The following is a 20,637-nucleotide window of genomic DNA, read 5'->3' as shown; positions in this document are numbered from 1 at the left end:
ACGTGCATTGCAACGGCAGTCCGCTAAATAAACCGTAGACAGGACACCCGATGGGGCCTTCAACCGGCGTATTTGACGTCGGCGGCCAGCGGCTGGTCACCCCGCCGATTCGGGGGCGGGCAGACGAGCTGAAACTGATCGGCGCACTGGTTACCGCGGTGGCCCAAGGGCACGGGGGCGTGCTGGTCATCGAAGGCCCGCCCGGCATCGGCAAGAGTCGGTTGCTCACCGAGGTCTTGGCGCTCGCCGAGAAGGCCGGCGTTCGGGCACTGTTCGGCGAGGCCTTCGAATACCAGCAGACGGTGCCGTTTTTCTCACTGTTCATGGCCACCTTGAACGCCGATCCCCCGGTGGGCGACGCCGAGGCGTTGCGCCAGCTAGGCGGCTCGGCCGATCTCCGCTACTGGGTGGTGCACGATCTGGCCGACGCCATTCATGCCGCGGCCGCGGAAACGCCGCTGGCGATTGTGCTGGAAGACGTTCACTGGGCCGACAACGGCACGCTGTTGGCACTACGGTCGCTCACCACCGCGCGGCCGGACGCGTCAGTGCTATGGGTCTTGACCGCCCGCACCGGGGCCGGCGGGCCGGCGGTGCAAGAGACGTTGTCGATGCTGCAACGCTCGAACGCCACAGTTTTGCGATTGGGGGCCATGGCGCCGGACTCGGTCGCCGACATGGTCTGCGACGCGGTGCGGGCGAAAGCCGATGTGTCGCTGCTCAACCTGGCCGCCAAGGCACACGGAAATCCGTTTCTGGTCAATGAGCTTCTCGGGGGGCTGGGCGAGGAGGATCGACTGAACGTTACCGGTGGGCGCGTGGTGGCCACCGGATACGAGCTTCCGCGGCGTCTGGGCGCCAGCATGCATCAACGACTCGACCTGCTCTCCGAAGGTGCTTCAGAGGCGGTCCGGGTGGCCGCGGTACTGCCGGACCGGTTCTCGGCCGGCTTGCTGGCCGCGATGCTGGAACGCCAGCCGGCGTCGCTGCTGACGGCGCTCGAGGAGGCGGTCCGCGCGGATCTTTTCGTCGAAGACGGTGGGCAGTTGAGATTTCGGCACGACTTGCTGCGCGAGGCCACCCGGCAGTCCTTGCCGCAGTCGCTGCGGCGAGCGATGGAGCGCCAGTCGGCGTCGGTCATGCTCGGCATGGGAGCGGCCCCCGCCGAGGTGGCCACCCAACTGGCACGCAGCGCCGAGCCGGGAGACCGCGAGGCGATCGACGCACTGCGCCAAGCCGCGCAAACGGTAGGCCGAGGCGATGCGAGCGCCGCCGCGGACTTGAGCAAGCGCGCATTGGACCTATTACCCGCCCACGACGCTGACCATGGATCCCTGGTCGCGGAAACGGTGGAGTGGCTCAACCGGGCCGGCCGCTATGGCGAGGCGGAAGAATTGGCCGCCGTGGCGCTCGCGGAGGCTGCTTCGCCCGAAGTCGAAGCTGAGATTCGCCTCCGGCTTCCGACGCATACCAAGCACAGCTCCCCGCGTCGGGTAGAGGAGAACCGCCGAGCGCTGCAGTTGAGCGGCATCAGCGAGGTCACCCGGACACGGCATCTGGCGTGGCTGGCCTTCAACCTGGCGTTGCAGGACAAAAGCGGGCAATGGCGCACCGCAGCCGACGAAGCTGCCGCCGCTGCGGCAGCCACCGGTGATCTCGAGGCCACCATCATGGCCGAGGTCACTCACGCTTTGCTCGATTCTGGTGAGGGGTATGCGGGCCGCGCACTAACCCGCCTCGAACAGCTTCGCCCACTCGCCTACACGAATGAAACGGCGTTGGCACATGCCTATGCCGGGATGTTCCAGGCAAACTTTCTGGCAGTGGTCGGCCGATTGGACGACGCGACCACCCGGGTCGCCGAAGGCATAGCGCAAGCCAGCCGGGAAGGCAACTCGTTGGCCCTCACTACCTGGGCCGTCTTTAGTGGGTGGGTCCACCTCGCTGCGGGCCGGCTGTCGGCCGCTCGCGACGCGGCTGATTCTCTGCCGCCCCCACAGCCGACAGGCGCGACTGAGCAAGACGTACATCGTATGCTGACCCTCGCTGAGGTGGCGGCGCACACCGATGACCGGAACTTGCTGCAGCAGACGGCCAATGATGCACGCGATGCCCACTCCATCGGTTCACCTGGCCAACGTCGAGCATCAGCGTATGTGCTGACGCGGGCGGCCTGGTATCGCGGTGACGTTCATGAAGCAGCGCGCTGGCTTGGCGACATCAGCCTATTGGGGACACCCCTTTTCCCCCATGCATTGGTTCGGCTGATCTTGGCTGCGCGGGTGGCCTCGGCCGCCGGTGATGCCGGCTTGCGCGCGCGGGTCTTGCAGGCCGCCGAGGTGCTTGAGCGTGAACGACCTGCGGTGCCACTGCTGGCCGCGGTGGCTCGGTATGCCCGCGCGACCCTCGAACACGATGCCCAGGCGTTGGTGGCTGTTGCGGAGTTGCTTCGCACTTCTTCGCGGCCGCTTCTTTACGCCAGCGCTGCCGAGGACGCCGGCGGCGAGTTGAGTTGCTCACAGCGCAACGCCGAGGCCCTCGATCAACTGAACGCGGCATTCGACACCTACATCGAGTGCGGGGCGACCGCCGATGCCCGTCGGGTCGGCCGCGCGCTGCGTGGGTTGGGCGTGGAACGGCGCATCGTCAACCACCCGCGAGCAAAAACGGGGTGGGACAGCCTCACCGATTCCGAACTCAGGGTCGTCAACCTCATCGCACAGGGCGCGACCAACCGCGACGTCGCTACCGAGCTGCACCTCTCCCCCCACACCGTGAAGACCCACGTACGCAATGCGTTTGCCAAGCTCGGCATTACTTCCCGCGCCCAATTGGCGCAGCTCATGCGAGGCGCTGACTGATCGACAGCGCATCGGGTACTTGACGTGTGCGGCCTAGAATGACGTGCACTGCAGTGCCAGTCCGCTAGACGGAAGACAGGGAACCCCGTGGGGCCTTCAACCGGCTTATTCGATGTCGGCGGCCAGCGGCTGGTCACCCCGCCGATTCGGGGGCGGGCAGACGAGCTGAAACTGATCGGCGCACTGGTTACCGCGGTGACCCAAGGGCGCGGGGGCGTGCTGGTCATCGAGGGCCCGCCCGGCATCGGCAAGAGTCGGTTGCTCACCGAGGTCTTGGCGCTCGCCGAGAAGGCCGGCGTTCGGGCACTGTTCGGCGAGGCCTTCGAGTATCAGCAGACGGTGCCGTTTTTCTCGCTGTTCATGGCGACGCTGCGCGCGGAGCCCCCTGTCGGTGATGCGGAGGCTTTGCGCCGCTTGGGCACGTCGGCCGATCTCCGCTACTGGGTGGTGCACGATTTGGCCGACGCCATTCATACGGCAGCCGCAGAGACCCCGCTGGCGATCCTTCTGGAGGACGTCCACTGGGCCGACAACGCCACCCTGTTGGCGCTGCGGTCGCTGGCCACCGTGCGGCCGGGTGCGCCGGTGTTGTGGGTGTTGACTGCCCGCACCGGGGCGGGCGGGCCGGCGGTGCAAGAGACGTTGTCGGTGCTGCAACGCGCGGGGGCGGTGGTTGTGCGGCTGGGCGCGATGACGGCGGACGCGGTCGCGGACATGGTCCAAGACGCCGTACGGGCGAAAGCCGATGTGTCGCTATTGAATCTGGCTGCCAAGGCACACGGAAATCCGTTTCTGGTCAGCGAGTTGCTCGGGGGGCTGGGCGAGGAAGGCCGACTGAACGTCAGCGGCGGGCGGGTGCTGGCCACCGGGGACGCGCTGCCGGGGCGCCTGGGCGCAACGATGCACCAGCGGCTGGACCTGCTCGCCGGCGACGCGTCAGAGTTGGTGCGAGTAGCCGCGGTGCTGCCCGACCGGTTTTCGGCCGGGCTGTTGGCCGCGATGCTGGAACGCCAGCCGGCGTCGTTGCTGACGGCGCTCGAGGAGGCGGTGCGCGCGGATCTGCTCGTGGAAGATGGTGCGCAGCTGAGATTTCGGCACGACTTGCTGCGCGAGGCCACCCGGCAGTCGTTGCCGCAGTCGCTGCGGCGGGCAATGGAGCGCCAAGCGGCTTCGGTCATGCTCGGCCTGGGAGCGGCCCCCGCCGAGGTCGCCACCCAACTGGCACGCAGCGCGGAGCCCGGCGACCGGGAGGCGATCGACGCATTGCGCCAAGCCGCGCAAACGGTAGGCCGAGGCGATGCGAGCGCGGCCGCCGACTTGAGCAAGCGCGCACTGGACCTATTACCCGCCCACGACGGAAACTACGGGTCACTCGTCGCCGACACGGTGGAGTGGCTGAATCGGGCGACCCGGTATGACGAGGCCCAGGTCCTTGCCGACGGGGCGCTCGCAACGCAGCTGTCGCAAGACGACGAAGCCGAGATTCGGCTGCAGGTGGCCGCGGGCACCGAGGACCCGGAGCAACGCATTGCCGAGCTGCGTCGCGCACTGCAATTGGTCGGCATCAACGACATCACCAGGGCGCGCCATCAAGCGTGGGTGGCCTACTTCGAGGTCGTTAACGGCCTGCATGCGGACGCCTCGGCAGCGGGCGTGGCCGCGGCGGCGGCCACGGCGACCGGTGATCTGGAAGCCCGGATCGTCAGCGGCACCGCGCTCGCCCTGATCGACTATCAGGACGGTTATGCGGTGCGCGCGCTTCGGCGCATGGACGAGGTGGAAGCGCTGACGCGCAGCGGTGAGGCTACCTTCGGCGGCATATACGCGGCCAAGCGCCGCGCGGGCCTGATTGTTTGCACGGGCAGCTTGGAGGACGCCCGCGCGCAGGTTGCCGAGGGTACCGAGAAAGCGCATCGCGAGCGCAACGCGATGGCGCTTCCCGGCTGGACCCACCTGGGCGGGATGGTTCATGCGGCGGCGGGTCGTTTGGCCGCGGCGCGTGGCACCATCGAGGCGCTGCCCCGGCGCGAATGGGCGAACAGTACCGAGGTCAACATTGAGCGCATACTCGTTCTGGCTGAGGTCGCCGCGCGAACAGGTGACCGAAAGTTATTGCAAGACCTGGTGTCTGAGGCACTGGTCCTGTATCCCAGCACCTCACCCTTATTGTCCTGCGGCGCGGCTTACGTGGTCGCGCTTGCCTCGTGGCACCGCGGCGACGTCCACGATGCGGTGCGCTGGCTCGGGGGGCAGAACACGCGTGTCATCACACCGTTGTGGCCTAACGTGTTCGACCAAGTCATCTTGATGTCGCGGGTGGCGTCAGTGGCCGGCGACGCCGGGCTTCGCGCGCGGGTGCTGCAGAGCGTCGAGGTGCTGGAACGCGAGCGCCCCGGAGTGGCGTTGTTCGCGGCCGTCGCACAGCAGGCCCGCGGAATCCTGGATGGTGACGCCGACGCGCTGTTGGAAGCGGCCAACGCGTTGAGTACGTGGCGTCCGCTTCTTTACGCCGACGCCGCCGAGGACGCCGCTGATGAACTAGTACGCGCCGGACGTGATGCGGAGGCGATCGAGAGCCTCGATAAGGCATTCGACACTTTCGTAAATTGCGAAGCGCTCGCCGATGCCCGCCGGGTCGGCCGCGCGCTGCGCCGATTAGGCGTGGAACGGCGCATCGTCACGCACACGCGGGCCAGAACGGGCTGGGACAGCCTCACCGATTCCGAACTTACGGTCATCAACCTCATCGCACAGGGCGCGACCAACCGCTCCGTCGCGCAGCAACTGCACCTCTCCCCCCACACAGTGAAGACCCACGTACACAACGCATTTGCCAAACTGGGGATCACTTCCCGCGCCGAATTGGCGCAGCTGATGCGCGGCTCTGATTGACCGACGCGTCAAATACGGGGGCGCCTAGTACTACATCCATCCGGCTCTCAAAATCATCCCTCGGGCGATGGTTTTCCGCTGCCCGCCCGACGACCGTAGTACTCGACAACTAATCATGTTCTCACCCAGAGCGACGGCCCAACCGGGCCACACACCGTGCCGGTGAGCGCACAAGGGAAAGAGCGAACAATGTTGAATGCGGCGCTTGGAATGCTGGCGATGGTGCCGGTAGCGTTCGGTGTCGCCGGGTACACGATGGTGTCCCGATGACCGTCGGTCGCGCCAGCTCGCTCGTCGAAACAGCAAGCAGGACCGTACATCTCGATGGCCATGTCCGGTGACAAAGCGATGACGCCACAGGGTCCGGCAACGCGATGCAGCCGTCGGCGAACGCCCGGCACACGTCGATCGCTGGCCCGCGACCGCACGGTCACCACGAGCGATGGCGTCTCGCTGTCCGTTCGTGACTGGGGATCTCCCGCCGCTGGCCATACAGTCGTTCTTCTCCACGGCTTTTGCTTGAACAAAGAATCGTGGAACATCCAGATGACGCAGCTGATCCGTCGCTGGGGCAACGACATCCGGATCATCAGTTACGACCACCGCGGTCACGGCGAATCCGGCGATGCGTCAATGCACACGTACCGGATCGACCGACTCGCCGACGACCTCGCCGAGTTGCTGGTCGCGCTTGGCGTTACGGGCGCGCTCACCCTGGTAGGGCACTCGATGGGAGGCATGACGGCCTTGGCCTATCTTCGCCGGCCGGCCGGAAAGCGTCCCGTTGAGCCGCAGAGCCTTGTTCTCGTCGCGACCGCCGCGGGAAATCTCGCCTCGCACGGCCTCGGCCGGCTGCTGAGCACGCCTGCGACAAGCATGCTCTATCACCTCGTACACCGCATGCCCCGCGCGGGTACGGATGAGGTCGTTCAATTCCTCGCCCGGCCGGTGTGCGCGGCACTGACCAGGTTTGGCGGATACGGTGAAGCCGCCCCGAAATCGTTGGTCACTATGTCCGCGGCCGCCGTCAACGCCACCCCGTCGACGACCAAGGTCGGCTTCCTACGCGGTCTGAAAGAGTACGACTGCTCGACGACCCTGAGCTCTATCACGGCCAATACCACCATCATCAGTGGAGGAGCGGACAAGCTCACGCCGATGTGGCACGCCCGCGAGCTGGCCGACGGTATCCCAGGGGCGACGCTCATCCACCGGCCCACCGCAGGGCACACGCTCTTGCATGAAATCCCGCAGGTGGTCACCGGAGCCATCAGCTCCGCCATCGCTGGCACCAGCCCAGCTCTTGCGGCAGGGAGTCACTATGACCCAGGCACGTCCACGGCGTCGGAAAAGCCGCTGGGCGGCGACTTCCGCATCGACCATTGCGATTCGGCGTTTACGGCATCACCCGTCGAAGCCGAGGAGCGAGTGTCATGACCCGGTTAGACGGTGCGCGATGAGGGCCACTAGGCATACACCCGCCCGACCCTAAAGATCACCCGTTGGGCGATGGTGAGGCGGTGCCCGCGCTGCCAACGTAGTCATTGAGCTCTGAATTGCCAACGAGGAGAAATAAGGTGAGCGGGCAAAGCGTGAGCACGACTCACGAGAAAATCATTGGGCCGCTGGCGGGATGCCGGTCCCCCAGCCCAAACGGGCATCGCCAGCGGGCGCAGGAGTTAATCGCGGAGAACGCATCTGATTCAATAGGGTCACCGCAATTGCCGGGCAGAACGAGACCGGCCGACCCTGCAGGAAACAATCGGGATGCCGAGCCGCCAGCGTCCACCCACGGCGCGGCAACGCCGAGTTTTCCCGCCCGGCTGCTGGATTCAACGGAGTCGCGGAGTTCGGGCATGAGCGGCTCAGCTGGGCGCAGCGACAACGGCGTCGGAGAAGCCGCTGCGCGAGCAGTTCTGCTCGCCACCAAGCTGCACGTCCCTGCCATCGGCGGGCAACTCGTTCACCGGGGCGCCCTGCTGGACGCACTATCGGCGGGACGCCGCCGCAAGCTGACCCTACTGAGTGCGCCGGCAGGCTGGGGCAAGACGACACTGCTGGCGCAGTGGGCTTTGGGTGCGGGCGAGGACGACCGGTTCGCCTGGCTGTCGCTTGACTCCTCCGACAACGACCCGGTGTGGTTTTGGATGTACGTGGTCGCCGCGCTGCAGAAGGTCAGTCCCGGGATGGGGATTCGCGCGGTCGAACTCCTAGCGATGGGCGCCGACCCAGTGCAGGTCGTACTGCCTACCCTGCTGAATGATCTGGACACAATCGCGAGTCCGGTCGTGCTAATTCTCGATGACTACCATCTGGTGGTAGGGCGAGCGGTGCCTGAGCAGCTTGCGTTCTTCATCAGCCGGATGCCGGCGAATCTCCACCTGGTATTGGCCACCCGGTCTGATCCGATGTTGCCGTTGGCTCGGCTGAGAGCCAGCGGCGAGCTTGCCGAGGTGCGAACCGACGATTTACGTTTCGGGCCGATTGAGGCGGATCACCTGCTGAACGATGTACTCGGGCTGGGCTTGGCCCCCACAGACATTCAACTGCTGCACCGACGCACTGAAGGGTGGGTTGCCGGCCTCTACCTTGCCGCCCTCTCGCTCGCCGGGCGTGCCGATACCGCCACGTTCATCAGGACGTTCGCAGGCGATAACCGTCATATCGTCGATTACTTGATGGCCGAGGTGCTCGACGGTCAGCCGCCGCACCTGCGCAGCTTTTTGCTACGTACGTCGGTCTTGGGACGACTAAGCGGTGCGCTGTGCGACGCGGTGCTGCAGACGTCTGGCTCGGCCTCGGTCTTGCAGAAGATCGAGCGCGAAAACCTGTTTGTGGTGCCGCTGGACACGGCGCGTCACTGGTACCGCTACCACCAGCTATTCGGAGAGTTGCTGCACACCGAGCTACGCCGCACCGAGCCCGATCTCGTCGCCGATCTGCACCGACGAGCCGCGACGTGGTTCGAGGCCGAGGGGCTCATCGATGAGGCGGTGCGTCACCTGCTCGCTGCCGGTGACACCGCGCGCAGTGCTGACCTGATCGCCGCGGACTGGGTCGATGAATTCAACGGGGGCGGAGCGTCGACCATCTCCGGCTATCTCGATCTGCTTCCCGAGGAGACGGTCATACAGGATCCGCGGCTGAGCGTGGCCCGGGCCTGGATCGCCCTGAGCGTCGGTCAACTCGATGACGCCGCCGAGTGGATCGAGGCAGTCGAAACCCGATCCGCGGCTGACACCGCAGATGGTCGCGCTCTCAGCGCTCAAGTCGTCGTGTTGCGCGCGATTCACTCGTTCAAGACGGCCGACATCACCGGGGCGCTTGAGACAGCGCGCCGGGCAATCACCCTCGATCTCGGCGAAGCGCCGCTCGGCCGATCAAGTGCCTACTGCATCTATGGTGCCGCACTGTACTTTTCGGGCAATACCCCCGAGGCGCAAGCCGCCTTCCGGCGGGCCGTAGAGCTGGCCGAAAAGGTGGGCGATCGTCGCGCCCGCATCTACGCGTTGGGTTATCTGGCGCTGATTTCGGCCGAGCATGGCCGGCTCGCAGACGCCGAACGTCAAATCCGTCGGGCTTCCGGCAGCTCCCGCGATCTCACGGATGCGGAACACCTCGTGGACGTGGTGGTGTCGCTTGCCACGGCCAAAGTCCTTCGTCTGCGCGGTGACACCAACGCAGCGGCGCCTGCCGCCGACATGGCCGTCAAGTCGGCGCGCCAAGGTGGAGCAATCCTCGAGGTGGCCAAGGCGCTGTTGATCAGAGCGGAGATCTCCGAGGACCTCGGCGACCACCAGAACGCCAAGGCGAGTCTCGAAGAGGTCGCGACGCTGGTATGCGGTTGCGCTGATGCCGGCATCGCCCCGACGCTGCTCGCCGCGGCCCAGCGGAGCGCGGGCGTCGCGGCGAGTTCGCGCAACGAGAGTTGCATGGCCGGTGAGGAACTGACCCCCAAGGAACTTGAGGTTCTTCGCCTGCTCGCCACCAGGTTGTCACGACGTGAAATCGGTCAGCGGCTCTACGTCTCGCTCAATACCGTGAAGACCCACCAGCGCGCCGTCTACCGCAAGCTGCGCGTTGAGCACCGTGGCGCGGCGGTGAGCCGGGCGCGAGAACTCGGCCTCTTGTAGCTCGCATGCCTCGTGGCTGTCGGCCTAACCTCACCCGGGTGAATGGTGGTGAGGGTGATGACAGCTGAATCGGTTTCGGGTCATGCTGAGAACATTGCCTGCCATCGACCTGCCGGGCATGAGCTTCGGATCAACGCGGGTTGCTCCGGGCTGGGTGAGAACACAGCTCTGCGAAGAACCCAATAACGGAGGGCGTGTGATTACAAGGCAATCCGTTACGGGACAATCGCGAGCCCGGACCACTACGCGGAACCAACGAGTAACGTCAACAAGGACTTTCGCAGTCACGTGGAGGCCATCGCCGCTGAGCACCGGGTGATCGGTGCAGAAGACGTCGATGATTTTGGGTGCCGTACCAACTGCGTGCAGACAACGCTAGGAGCCTAATGGTTGCGCATCGTCACGTTGAATCCGACGCCGACGCGCGGCGCATCAGCACCCCCAGGCTGACGCTACGGCCATGGCGGCTCGATGACGATGTCGCCGCACATGCCATATACGGTGCGCCCGAAGTGACGCGTTGGCTGTGTCCGGCCTTGTCCCCCATCGTCGATGGAGCCGAAATGCGACGCGTCCTAGCGGCCTGGATCGCCGAAAACGACCCGACCGGGCTGCCGTTGGGCCGATGGGCGATCACCGACAGAGACTCCGGCGACGTGATCGGCGGCGTGGCCCTGCTTCCACTGCCGCCGGGCCGCACGGATCTCGAAATCGGGTGGCAGCTGTCTCCGAAGTCCTGGGGCTACGGGTATGGCGCGGAAGCGGGTCACGCGGTCGCCCATCAGGCATTCGAAAAACTCGGTGTCAGTGAGGTCTTCGCAGTCGTGCGGCCGGACAATCGCCGTGGTGTGGCTACCGCCCGACGGGTAGGAATGGATTGGGTCGGCGAGACCGACAAGTACTACAACCTCACGCTACAGGTCTACCGTCTGACGAAGGCCGACCTGGACCTACCGGAGCCGGCGTGCGCGGGATGAACCCGGACGGAAGGGGGTCGTAGCGCACCCGTTGCCGGTCGATGTCGCTATCTGGCTAACGACTCTGCCGCACAACGGCTTATCGCCGTCTCACCCGGGTGAATTGCGCCGGTGGATGAGGACAACTCACCCTCTGCGCAGGGATCCTGGTCGCTGATCTGAGCTGCAACCGAAACCGCCTCACCGCGTTGACAGCCACGCGGTGAAACGCATACACACAGAACGGAGACCACATGTCGCAGAGCGAGGCCACCGCCGTGATGACTGATGGGCCAGGAAAGTCTCGAACGACCGACATTGCGCCTCTTGTCGCACGCTATGGTCTGGTTATAGTCCTGACCTGGTTCGGCGCCATGAAATTCACTCACTATGAATCCCAAGGTATTTCGCATTGGGTGGCCAACAGCCCCTTCTTGGGTTGGATCTACGAGATCATTTCCATCGATGCGTTTGGTCGATTGAACGGATCAATAGAATTGATCACTGCGGCACTGCTGGCCGTCAAGCCATGGTTCCCCAGGGCTTCCGTGGTGGGCGGCGCCTTCGCCTCGCTGTTCTTCGTGACCACGCTGAGCTTCATGATCACGACCCCCGGGGTCGGCGAGGCGTCTGCTGGTGGCTTCCCCGTTTTGTCCGCCGACGGGGAATTCTTGATGAAGGACATCGCGCTCTTCGGCTTAGCGCTGTGGCTGCTGGTGGACGCGATTGACGCAACCCGCAGACAGGCGACGCTCGCCAAAACGGGCTGACAACTCACGCTGATGAAGTTGCGCGCTATGCATGCGGAAAAAGGGTAGCGATGACTGAGGCTTATGTTTTGGGTGGCGTACGAACCCCGTTCACCCGCTATGGCGGCACATTGTCGGGTATTCGGGCCGATGACTTGCTGGGTATGACGATGAAGGGCGCGTGCGACCGGCTCGGTGTGCCGCTCAATGCCGTGGAAGACATCGTGGCGGGTTGCGTGAACCCGGCTCACGAAGGCATGGGCGATGTCGCCCGGTGGGCGGCATTGGCTGCCGGATTTCCCGACACCGCGGCCGGGGCCACCGTGAATAGATTTTGCGGATCATCACTGACCGCGGCGGTGACCATTAGCCACGCGATCAAAGCCGGCGACCTCGGCCTGGGCATCGCCTGTGGAGTCGAGTCGATGTCGCGATCGGGGTGGGCGCTGATGAAGGGCGACGCCCCGTTCAGTCCCCGGGGTCCGGTCCTCATGCTCGACACCATGTGGAGCGGCGCTGGAGGACCGCCCAACCCGGTTTTGTTGGCCCGCAACGCTTACATCAGCATGATCGAGACCGCGCAAAATGTCGCCGACCGCTACTCGCTGGACCGCGAGGAGATCGATGCCTTCGCGCTGCGGTCCCAGCAACATGCCAAGGCTGCGCGCGATCGAGGTCGGCTAGCCAAAGAGATTATGCCCGTGCCGATTCCGGCGACAAAAAAGACACCTGCCCGGCTCGCAGAACATGATGAGTTCGTCCGTGATGACACCACCGCCGAGGCGCTGGCGGCTTTACCGGCCCAGCCCGGAACGACTCAAATGACGGCGGCCAACTCCTCGCCTTTAAGTGACGGTGCCAGTGCCGTCGTCATCGCTTCCGGGGAGCGAGCCAGCGAGCTCGGCATCCAGCCGTTAGCCCGAGTGGTATCGAGTGCGGTCTATGGCATCGACCCGCTCATTATGGGCGTGGCCCCCGCATGGGCGATCCCGGCCGCGATCCGGCGGGCAGGACTCAGCCCAGAGCAGATCGACGTGTGGGAGGTGCACGAGGCGTTCAGCGCCCAGGCGCTGGGGGTGCTGCGGGAATTGCCAAACCAGCTGGACGGTTTCGTGGTGCCCGATGACAAGCTGACACCCAATGGCGGTGCGGTCGCGATCGGACATCCCTTCGGGGCCACGGGTACTCGCTATTTGTTGACGCTGGCGACCGAATTGCGTGAACGAGCCGCCCATTATGGGGTGATCGGGGTCTGTATCGGTTCTGGTCAGGCAGTAGCAGTAGTGTTGGAAAGCGTTGGCGCAGCATAGAAGACGGGTCTTCCAACCTCTACAACACCGACACAACCCGGATTCGTGATGTCATCGTTGTCGGGTCAGGCCCAGCCGGATACACCGCGGCGATCTATTCGGCTCGGGCCGGACTGGACACCCTGGTCATCGAAGGAAACCAGCCCGGCGGTGCGCTGTTAGCCGCCGGGCGGGTAGACAACTACCCCGGTGTCGCGCCATTCGTCACGGGTCCCGTGCTGGCGGCCACAATGCGGCGACAAGCTCAGCAGTTCGGCGCCGAGCTCTACCCCGGCTACGTCGACAGATTCGATCTCGGCGGCGCGCTCAAGACGGTGGACGCGCGTGATGCCCAATACCACGGCCGCGCAATCATTCTCGCCATGGGTTCCGCGGGCCGGCCCCTCAACGTGGCTGGCGAACGTGAGCTCCTCGGCCACGGAGTGAGCACCAGCGCGAAACGCGACGGCGCACAGTTCAGCGGTCGTGACGTCGCCGTCATCGGCGGCGGCGACGGTGCCGTTGAAGAGGCGCTTCACCTTGCGCCGCTGGCCCGCCGCGTCACCCTCATCCACCATCGCCCCCGACTACGGGCATCAGCCATCGCGGTTGCTCGCCTGCGGGCACATCCCAACGTCGCGATCCTGACTAACACCGAAGTGCTGGCCGTACACGGCGCCCAACATGTCACCGGACTGCGCATACGCGACACGCGACACGCCGGCGATTCCACCATCGCGGTCGCGGCCGTTTTCGTCGCTGTCGGCCAGAAACCGTGCTCGGGTCCCTTGATGGGACTCGTCGACCTCGATGCCGGTGGCCACATCGTGACCAATGGCGATACGACCCGTACCTCCGCGGAGGGCGTATTCGCCGCCGGCGACCTGATCGACCGCCGCTACCGCCAGGCGGTCACCGCCGCAGCCAGCGGTTGCGCGGCCGCACTCGATGCGCAGCGCTGGCTGAGCCAACGACACTGTCACCCGGTCCCATCCATTAACAGAACGGAGATCGCGCCTTTGGCTTCGAAGACCGCGAGATGAATACGATCGGAGCTTTCGTGTCCGTGCTGTCGTAGCACAGCTTCGAGATCGGCAATGGTTAGCCCGCACCGACGCAGGTTGCGCCGGTCGACGTGTCCGTTGCGGATCAGCACTTTCAGAGGCGGATCGATGAAACGCCGAATCCCCGGAATGAACCGCAGTCTCGCTAGTACCGCGTGGGTGGCGAGAAGACAAATGAGCGCCGCGGTTGCGTTGAGCCACGTGGTATCGCTGGCGGTAGCAGCCCGACCGACGATGGCTCCGGCGGCGACCGCCGCGATCCAGTCGAACGGAGCGAATTCGGCGAGGGTGCGGCGCTCCATGAAGCGAAACAAGATCGCAGCCGTGAGGAACAGCGCCGAGGTTTTGATGGCGGCATCGACGGCACCGGTCGGGTCACCGATCAGGGCATGAAGTATTCGGTCCACGGCCGCCTCCGTTTCAGGGGTGAGTCTTCGACTGTTGCCGCCTTTTGCCGCCCGCCTGCCGGCGGTGCGGGATCAGGTAACCGATGTGTAGGCGCCGATAACCATTGCCACTCAACGCGATTTGGGTAGCCCGAGGCGTCGGTACGCAGTGGCAATGCTTCGCGACCTGGGACCGAGGTCTACTTGCTGCCGGACTCAACGATGGCGACGACCTCGATCTCGACGCGCTGGCCGGGCAGTGCGAGCGCCTCGACGCCGAGCGCGGTCCACAGCGGCAGAGTTTCGCAGAACCTCTTGCGGAACTGGTCCACCATCACCGACATGTGTTGATTACCAATGGAATCGTCTTCGGTGGGAACGTGGTAGGAGTGGACGTTCACGACGTCGCGCCAGCTGGCGCCCGCCTCAGCGAGGGTCTTTTCCACGTTGTCGCATGCCTTGACGATCTCCTCCTCCAGGGATGTGGCCGTCAAGGTGAAGTCCGCGTCCCAGCCGCCTTGGCCGGAGATCTCGATGCGATCGCCGATGCGTAGGGCTTGCCTGTAGCGGTTGCGGGTACGGGCGATCTCGCCGTATCCGGGGGTGTCGAAGAATTCGATCTTGGCCATGCGGGGGTTTCCTCTCATCGTTGATTGTTAGAAGCGCGGTCGTGGACCGCATGAAGCTGGGTGCGCTAGCGGCAGGCCCGTCAGTTCTCATTGCCTCCCGGTGCGGTTGGGGTTTCGCCTCTGATGATGGCGATGGCCTCCGCGTCCTCCATCGCGACTTGATTCGCGGCGCGTAGTACGGCGCGCACGTCGCCGGCGGGTATGACAGCGGCGCCGGAGGCATCGGCGAAGACGTAGTCGCCGGGACGGACCGCCACCCCGGCGACCACGACCGGACGGTTCACCTCGTACGGGGTGACGATGTCGCCGCCCCACCGCGTTGTTTCGCCTCGGCAATAGATGGCGAGATCGTAGAGTTCGAGCTCGGCGAAGTCGCGCAGCCGCCCGTCGGCGAGAATGCCGGCGAGCCGATGGTTTTGGACACGCGACAGCTTTGTCCCACCGCCCAGTGACGCATCGGTATAGCCGTTGCTGGCGAGGACCAGCACGTGCCCGTCGGCCCCGCCTTCGATGGCGTCGTAGAACAACCTCTTGAAGTTGTAGCGCTCGGCGGGGAGAGCGGCCCGGCACGCCGGGAAATAGGAGATGGTCACGGCAGGGCCAAACAGCCGGCGACCGGGTGTCGGGCTCACCAAGTCGAGGAGATGACACCGATGCTGGTGCCCCCGCCCCATGGCGTCCACGATGTCGGCCGTGCGCACGCGACCGGCGAGCGCGTGGAGGGACTCCATCAGCGGGCGGAGATGGGGACACGCCAGGACTCGGCGCCGCGGAAGTCGAGCCACACATCGGTGGGCGTCTGCACCAGCCGAGCCAGGACGTCTCCGCAGCACGCACAGCGCACCACGATGCCGGGCCCGCGGTGATAGACGTGACTCTCGGCGAAAGCTCCGGTGCGACGACATTTCCCGCAGGTCAACATCGCGGTCGTGACATCGAATCCGAGCACTTCCGCGAAGGCGCCGGCGGCGGCGTTACCGTCGACGTGCATTGGTTCGGTCATCATTCCTCGTTCCTGGGTTAGTTGCTCGGCCCGAAGCGCTCGGTCCGGATGGCTGACGGCTGATAGCCCTGCTCGATCAGCTTCGCGCTTACCGATTCAACGAATCCCGTTGGGCCGCAAACGTAGACGCGTGTGCGACGGTCGGGGGTCCACCCGGTCGGCGCGAGGTCAGCGCAGCCGACCCGGCCGGGCGGCCGAGCGGTTTGTAATGCGGCAGCGCGGGTGTAGACCAGCGCGACCTGCAGCCAGCCACATTCGCGCTCGAGTTCGCGCAACTCTTGGGCGTAGTACACATCGGCAGGACTGCGCACCGAATAGACCAGCCGAAAGTCGGAGCGGCCCGCCGTTACCCGCTGTCGCAGCATGGCCATCAACGGCACGATCCCCGATCCGCCGCCGACGAGCAGAACCCGAGCCTCCTCGTCCGGCCGCCAGACGAACCAGCCGCCGATGGGTCCGCGAAGTTCGATCTCATCGCCGGCGGCGAGCCCGATGAGGTAGGGCGAGACCTCACCGTCGTCGGTCCGCTGCACGGTGAGTTCTATGCGCTCGCCGTCGACCGGTCTGCCCAGTGAGTAGCTGCGTTGCGCGCTGTACCCGTCCTCAGCGGTCAGCTTGAGATCGATGTGCTGACCGGCCAAGTGGCCGCCCCAGCCCGGCACGTTCAACCCGATCGTTTGCGCGGACTCGGTCTCGGGTACAGAGTCCACTACGCGCGCGACCCGCCAGCGCAACTTCGGTTCCATCTCGTAGCCGTCGTCAATCCCCGGCGTACCGTTGTTCTCGCCACGGGTCGCCGTAGCTGTGGTAGCCCAACCGTTCCCAGAATCCGGGTGCGTCGCTGTCGCGTAGCTGAATGGATCTAACCCACTTCGCGGACTTCCAGAAATACAGGTGCGGCACCAGCAGCCGCGCCGGGCCGCCGTGCACCGCGGTAAGCGGTGCGCCGTCGTACGCGTAGACGATCCAAGCCTTCCCACCGCGAAGGTCGTCCAACGGAAGGTTGGTGGTGTAGCCGCCGTAGGAACCGACCAGTGCGAATCCGGCAGCGGTGTCGATCGATTCGAAGAGTGTGTCCAGAGAAACGCCTTGCCACTTGGTATTCAGCTTCGACCAGGTGGTGACGCAGTGAATGTCCACATCGAGCCGCTCGCTCGGCAGGAGCTTGAACTGGGTCCAGGTCCACGAGTGTTGGGTGCCGACCTCGTCGCGAATAGTGAATCGCCAGTCATCGAGATCGATCCGCGGAGTCGGTCCTGCTTGCAGGACAGGGAAGTCCGTGGTCAGATGTTGACCGGGCGGCAGCTCGAGCGCCGATTCAACGCGGCGTCCACGAAAGCCCTTGTTGACTATACTCATTGGTGCCCCGTGTCGTGGTGTTGATCAGTCCAGCAAAGCCGGCGTTGGATGTGCGGGTGAAATAGGAGTGCCGGCATCCGCCCCTGCCGCCTTTGGTAGCTGGAAGACCTCGCTGGCCGTGAAACGGGTGTCGGCACCGCAAACGAATCCCATTGACAACACCGTGCGGGGGAAGAAGACGTCGGTGAGATATGCGAGTGCGACCGCCCAACGGTTGACGAGCCGGGGAAGCGCGTAGAGGTGGTAGGCACGGGCGATAAGCTTCGCGGGATAGCCCGATAGGTGCACGCCCAGCGGGTTGGCGACGGCGTAGCGCGGACCCAAGTCGACGACCAAACCTTTGTCGCTGTGGCGGTAGTTTTTCCGCTCGCCGTACCCCAGACTTGCGGCGACGTTGCGGGCCAACGTCTTACCTTGTCGGGTCGCGTGCTGGGCGGTGGGCGGTGCGATCTTGCCCGGCTGGGTCAGGTCCGGGACTGCGGCGGCGTCTCCCCCGGCGAACACACCGGGGTGACCTGGTACCTGCAAGTCGGCCTGTACCTTCAGCCGGCCCCGCTCTGTTTCCAAGCCCAGCGTGGCGATCAGCGGTGACGGGGTGACGCCGGCCACCCACGCTACCGTGCAAGTGTCGATGCGCGAATCATCGGTGAGCACAACATGGTCGGCGTGAACCTCCTTCAGGGTCGTGCCCAACCGCACATCGATTCCGCGAGAGCGCAGGACACGCATCGCGGCGTCGCCGAGCTTCCGCCCCACCTCGGGCATGACGTGGTCGGCCAGGTCAAGCAGCACAAATCGCACCGAGGCGCGATCGAAGCCCATCTGCTTCGCCGCTGCGTCGGCGAGTGCGCGCAGCTGCGCCGTCAATTCGGAACCGGAATACGAGGCCCCGACAACGACAATCGTGCGCCGCGCGGCCGCGCGCGCCTCGTTCTCGTCGACGCAGGCCAGCTCCAACTGCTCGATCACATGATCACGCAGATACAGCGCCTCGGCGGTCGACTTCAGCCCGTGCGCGTGGGTGGCCAAACCGGGCGTATCGAACAGGCGGGTCACCGAGCCTGGTGTCAAGACCAGCCGATCCCACGATAGCGTCCCCACCCGACCCTCCGGATCGGTGAACGAGAGCGTACGCCGATCGAAGTCAACGCTGTCGACCCGGCCGCGGACCGCCCGCACCCCCTTGAGCGTTCCGGCCAGCGGAACACAGACAAACCGCGGATCGACCAGCCCACCGGCCACATCAGCCAGCAATGGCGAGTACTGCATGTAATCGACCGGCGAAACAATGGTCACCTTCACATGCGCGGCGCGCGCCCTGCCTAACCGTCTTGCCAGTCCGCGCGCGCACTCGAAAGCGGCGAACCCGCTGCCGACGATCACAACCGAGGTGGCCGGTTCCACCTTCTCCGATTGACGGTGAAGTGAAACCGCATTCATATCTCTTCTCCTGTTTGGTATTCGGTGATCCACATGGAGTCGGGGATCGATCGCACGAGGTCGTGGTGCCGTTGGTGGCCCCGGCGTCCCGGACTGCGGCGCTAGTGGACCGCTGTGACCAGCTCGGACATCGTGATCAGATAGTGAGCATCGCCCGACCCAGGTCCGTCTGTCATCACCCCTTGGCAGGAATCACCCGGGTGATAACGCTCAAGCTGCAAGGTACCGCCGGCCCAATCAGCCCGTGCATCAGTTCAGCTCGTCGCGGACTATCAGCCGGCGGGCCGCCTCGGTGACCGAGCCGGACAACGACGGATAGATCGCAAGCGTCTGCGCCACATCGTCGACGGTGATCCGGTTTTGCACAGCCATCGCGATCGGCAGTATCAATTCCGAAGCGATCGGCGCGACTACCACGCCACCGATCACTACGCCGCTGTCCTGCCGGCAAAATAGTTTGACGAAACCCCGAGCCAGCTCCGACATCTTGGCTCGCGCATTGGTTTTCAACGGCAGCATGATGACACGAGCCTGGACCGAGCCGTTGTCGATCGCGGTCTGCCCGACGCCGACCGCCGCAACCTCGGGGTGGGTGAACACCGTCGCCGCGACGGTGCGCAACTGGAGTGGATTAACGGTTTCACCCAGGGCGTGATACATCGCGATCCGGCCCTGCATCGCAGCAACCGAGGCTAACGGCAATACACCGGTGCAGTCCCCCGCAGCGTAAATGCCCGAAACCGATGTGCGTGAAACGCGGTCGACGGCAATGTGATTACTGCGCACGAGGTCGATTCCCACGCGCTGTAGGCCCAGCCCGCCGGTGTTGGGCACTGATCCTACGGTCATCAATGCGTGGCTGCCCTCGACGGTGCGGCCGTCGGTCATTGTTACCAGCACGCCGTCGTCGGTGCGCCTGACCGATTGTGCCCGGGCATTTTTGACCAGTTTGACCCCGCGTTCGGCGAAGGACTCTTCCAGCACCCACGCAGCGTCAGCGTCCTCGTACGGCAACACCCGATCGCGGCTAGCCACCACTGTTACCGCCACACCCAGTTCGGTGTAAGCGTTAGCGAATTCGGCTCCAGTCACACCACTTCCCACCACGACGAGGTGATCGGGCAGCGAGTGCAGTTCATAAAGCTGGCGCCAGGTCAGGATGCGCTCGCCGTCGGGGCGCGCCGATGGCAGGATCCGGGGACTGGCGCCGGTGGCGATCAACACAACATCGGCATCGTGCATCGTGATGCTGCCGTCGCGCGCTTTCACCTTGACACAGTGACGTGCCAGGCCGGGAGTCGGATCAACCAGTTCGCCCCGACCCGCGACGAGCTCTACACCTGCGTCGAGCAGCTGCTCGGTGATATCGGCCGACTGCTCGCTAGCCAGCATCTTCACCCGCTGGTGGATTTCCGGAAGAGATATCTTGGCGTCGTCGATGTCGATGTCGAAACCCAGGCGGGTTGCCCGGCGCAGTTCGGTGCGCAGTCCCGTGGAGGCGATAAAGGTTTTCGACGGCACGCAATCGCAGAGGACAGCAGCACCGCCGACCCCGCCGGAGTCGACCACTGTCACCTGAGCCACGGCGGGATCCCGTGCAGCTGCAACCAATGCCGCCTCGTACCCGGCCGGACCGCCGCCCAGGATTACGATTCGGATAGCCACGGCATCACTAGCTGCCTCATTGGCATTTGGGTGACTTCCTCGTGCGGCACGGCACACCGTTTGATGCCGCCCGTTTGCAGTCCCCGCTCTCCTCGAATCCGGCGAGACCAGTTCGGGCGTAGTCGCGTTCGAACATGCGCATCGGGTAGGCCTCCATTCCCAATCGGAGGTTTGTGCACCACAGCTGAACTGATGTAGGCGTCCTCGAGCA

At 65.1% G+C, this 20,637-nt stretch carries 16 protein-coding genes; 8 read left to right on the top strand and 8 right to left on the bottom strand.

Going from position 1 to position 20,637, the window contains the following annotated elements; translation table 11 throughout:
- Positions 1 to 50 precede the first annotated feature (50 nt).
- From A5732_RS10825 to A5732_RS10790, 8 genes are all read left to right on the top strand, one after another.
- On the top strand, positions 51 to 2,861 hold the full coding sequence (locus A5732_RS10825) for a LuxR family transcriptional regulator (RefSeq protein WP_076102180.1): 2,811 nt from the start codon (positions 51 to 53) through the stop codon (positions 2,859 to 2,861).
- Positions 2,862 to 2,948: 87 nt separating this feature from the next.
- Complete coding sequence (locus A5732_RS10820; RefSeq protein ID WP_076102179.1) at positions 2,949 to 5,753, top strand: ATP-binding protein; 2,805 nt, start codon at positions 2,949 to 2,951, stop codon at positions 5,751 to 5,753.
- Positions 5,754 to 6,164: 411 nt separating this feature from the next.
- Entirely contained in the window at positions 6,165 to 7,190 is a 1,026-nt protein-coding gene (locus tag A5732_RS10815; protein WP_432760642.1) for an alpha/beta fold hydrolase, read from the top strand.
- 419 nt (positions 7,191 to 7,609) lie between these two features.
- Positions 7,610 to 9,886, top strand: a complete 2,277-nt coding sequence (locus A5732_RS10810; protein WP_076102178.1) for a LuxR C-terminal-related transcriptional regulator — start codon at positions 7,610 to 7,612, stop codon at positions 9,884 to 9,886.
- Positions 9,887 to 10,272: 386 nt separating this feature from the next.
- Complete coding sequence (locus tag A5732_RS10805; RefSeq protein ID WP_076102177.1) at positions 10,273 to 10,863, top strand: GNAT family N-acetyltransferase; 591 nt, start codon at positions 10,273 to 10,275, stop codon at positions 10,861 to 10,863.
- Positions 10,864 to 11,096: 233 nt separating this feature from the next.
- A complete protein-coding gene (locus tag A5732_RS10800) occupies positions 11,097 to 11,612 on the top strand; it encodes a YkgB family protein (protein ID WP_076102176.1) in 516 nt (171 codons plus the stop codon).
- A gap of 50 nt (positions 11,613 to 11,662) precedes the next feature.
- Positions 11,663 to 12,901 carry a thiolase family protein gene (locus A5732_RS10795; RefSeq protein ID WP_076102175.1) on the top strand — a complete coding sequence of 413 codons (1,239 nt, stop codon included), beginning with the start codon at positions 11,663 to 11,665 and terminating at the stop codon, positions 12,899 to 12,901.
- Positions 12,898 to 13,923: an NAD(P)/FAD-dependent oxidoreductase gene (locus A5732_RS10790; RefSeq protein ID WP_076102174.1), complete on the top strand. Its 1,026-nt coding sequence runs from the start codon at positions 12,898 to 12,900 to the stop codon at positions 13,921 to 13,923. The genes A5732_RS10795 and A5732_RS10790 overlap by 4 nt, the downstream gene beginning before the upstream one ends.
- Here A5732_RS10790 and A5732_RS10785 read toward each other — a convergent pair.
- From A5732_RS10785 to A5732_RS10750, 8 genes are all read right to left on the bottom strand, one after another.
- Positions 13,860 to 14,351, bottom strand: coding sequence for a DUF421 domain-containing protein (locus A5732_RS10785; protein WP_076052618.1), 492 nt, complete (start codon positions 14,349 to 14,351; stop codon positions 13,860 to 13,862). The genes A5732_RS10790 and A5732_RS10785 overlap by 64 nt on opposite strands.
- 179 nt (positions 14,352 to 14,530) lie before the next feature.
- Entirely contained in the window at positions 14,531 to 14,959 is a 429-nt protein-coding gene (locus A5732_RS10780; RefSeq protein WP_076052617.1) for a Rid family hydrolase, read from the bottom strand.
- A gap of 80 nt (positions 14,960 to 15,039) precedes the next feature.
- Positions 15,040 to 15,690 (bottom strand): RraA family protein, encoded by a 651-nt coding sequence (locus tag A5732_RS10775; RefSeq protein ID WP_076052616.1) that lies wholly within the window; start codon positions 15,688 to 15,690, stop codon positions 15,040 to 15,042.
- Positions 15,690 to 15,965 (bottom strand): DUF6510 family protein, encoded by a 276-nt coding sequence (locus A5732_RS10770; RefSeq protein WP_076052615.1) that lies wholly within the window; start codon positions 15,963 to 15,965, stop codon positions 15,690 to 15,692. The genes A5732_RS10775 and A5732_RS10770 overlap by 1 nt, the downstream gene beginning before the upstream one ends.
- Before the next feature lie 14 nt (positions 15,966 to 15,979).
- Positions 15,980 to 16,708 carry a ferredoxin reductase gene (locus A5732_RS10765; protein WP_076052614.1) on the bottom strand — a complete coding sequence of 243 codons (729 nt, stop codon included), beginning with the start codon at positions 16,706 to 16,708 and terminating at the stop codon, positions 15,980 to 15,982.
- A 13-nt stretch (positions 16,709 to 16,721) separates the two neighbouring features.
- On the bottom strand, positions 16,722 to 17,321 hold the full coding sequence (locus A5732_RS10760) for a sulfite oxidase-like oxidoreductase (protein WP_076052613.1): 600 nt from the start codon (positions 17,319 to 17,321) through the stop codon (positions 16,722 to 16,724).
- A 24-nt stretch (positions 17,322 to 17,345) separates the two neighbouring features.
- Complete coding sequence (locus tag A5732_RS10755; protein WP_076052612.1) at positions 17,346 to 18,761, bottom strand: NAD(P)/FAD-dependent oxidoreductase; 1,416 nt, start codon at positions 18,759 to 18,761, stop codon at positions 17,346 to 17,348.
- A gap of 249 nt (positions 18,762 to 19,010) precedes the next feature.
- A complete protein-coding gene (locus A5732_RS10750) occupies positions 19,011 to 20,426 on the bottom strand; it encodes an NAD(P)H-quinone dehydrogenase (RefSeq protein ID WP_076102173.1) in 1,416 nt (471 codons plus the stop codon).
- Positions 20,427 to 20,637 lie beyond the last annotated feature (211 nt).

Source organism: Mycobacterium colombiense, assembly GCF_001953985.1.
GTDB classification, from domain to species: Bacteria; Actinomycetota; Actinomycetes; order Mycobacteriales; family Mycobacteriaceae; genus Mycobacterium; species Mycobacterium colombiense_B.
This window is presented reverse-complemented; position numbering and strand designations above follow the sequence as displayed.

Excerpts from the sequence above, each read along its gene's own strand:
- A5732_RS10810 (WP_076102178.1), top strand. The coding sequence starts at position 7,610 with ATGAGCGGCTCAGCTGGGCGCAGCGACAACGGCGTCGGAGAAGCCGCT.
- A5732_RS10780 (WP_076052617.1), bottom strand. The coding sequence starts at position 14,959 with ATGGCCAAGATCGAATTCTTCGACACCCCCGGATACGGCGAGATCGCC.
- A5732_RS10765 (WP_076052614.1), bottom strand. The coding sequence starts at position 16,708 with ATGGAACCGAAGTTGCGCTGGCGGGTCGCGCGCGTAGTGGACTCTGTA.
- A5732_RS10795 (WP_076102175.1), top strand. The coding sequence starts at position 11,663 with ATGACTGAGGCTTATGTTTTGGGTGGCGTACGAACCCCGTTCACCCGC.
- A5732_RS10775 (WP_076052616.1), bottom strand. The coding sequence starts at position 15,690 with ATGGAGTCCCTCCACGCGCTCGCCGGTCGCGTGCGCACGGCCGACATC.
- A5732_RS10800 (WP_076102176.1), top strand. The coding sequence starts at position 11,097 with ATGTCGCAGAGCGAGGCCACCGCCGTGATGACTGATGGGCCAGGAAAG.
- A5732_RS10805 (WP_076102177.1), top strand. The coding sequence starts at position 10,273 with ATGGTTGCGCATCGTCACGTTGAATCCGACGCCGACGCGCGGCGCATC.
- A5732_RS10760 (WP_076052613.1), bottom strand. The coding sequence starts at position 17,321 with ATGAGTATAGTCAACAAGGGCTTTCGTGGACGCCGCGTTGAATCGGCG.
- A5732_RS10770 (WP_076052615.1), bottom strand. The coding sequence starts at position 15,965 with ATGATGACCGAACCAATGCACGTCGACGGTAACGCCGCCGCCGGCGCC.
- A5732_RS10755 (WP_076052612.1), bottom strand. The coding sequence starts at position 18,761 with ATGAATGCGGTTTCACTTCACCGTCAATCGGAGAAGGTGGAACCGGCC.
- A5732_RS10825 (WP_076102180.1), top strand. The coding sequence starts at position 51 with ATGGGGCCTTCAACCGGCGTATTTGACGTCGGCGGCCAGCGGCTGGTC.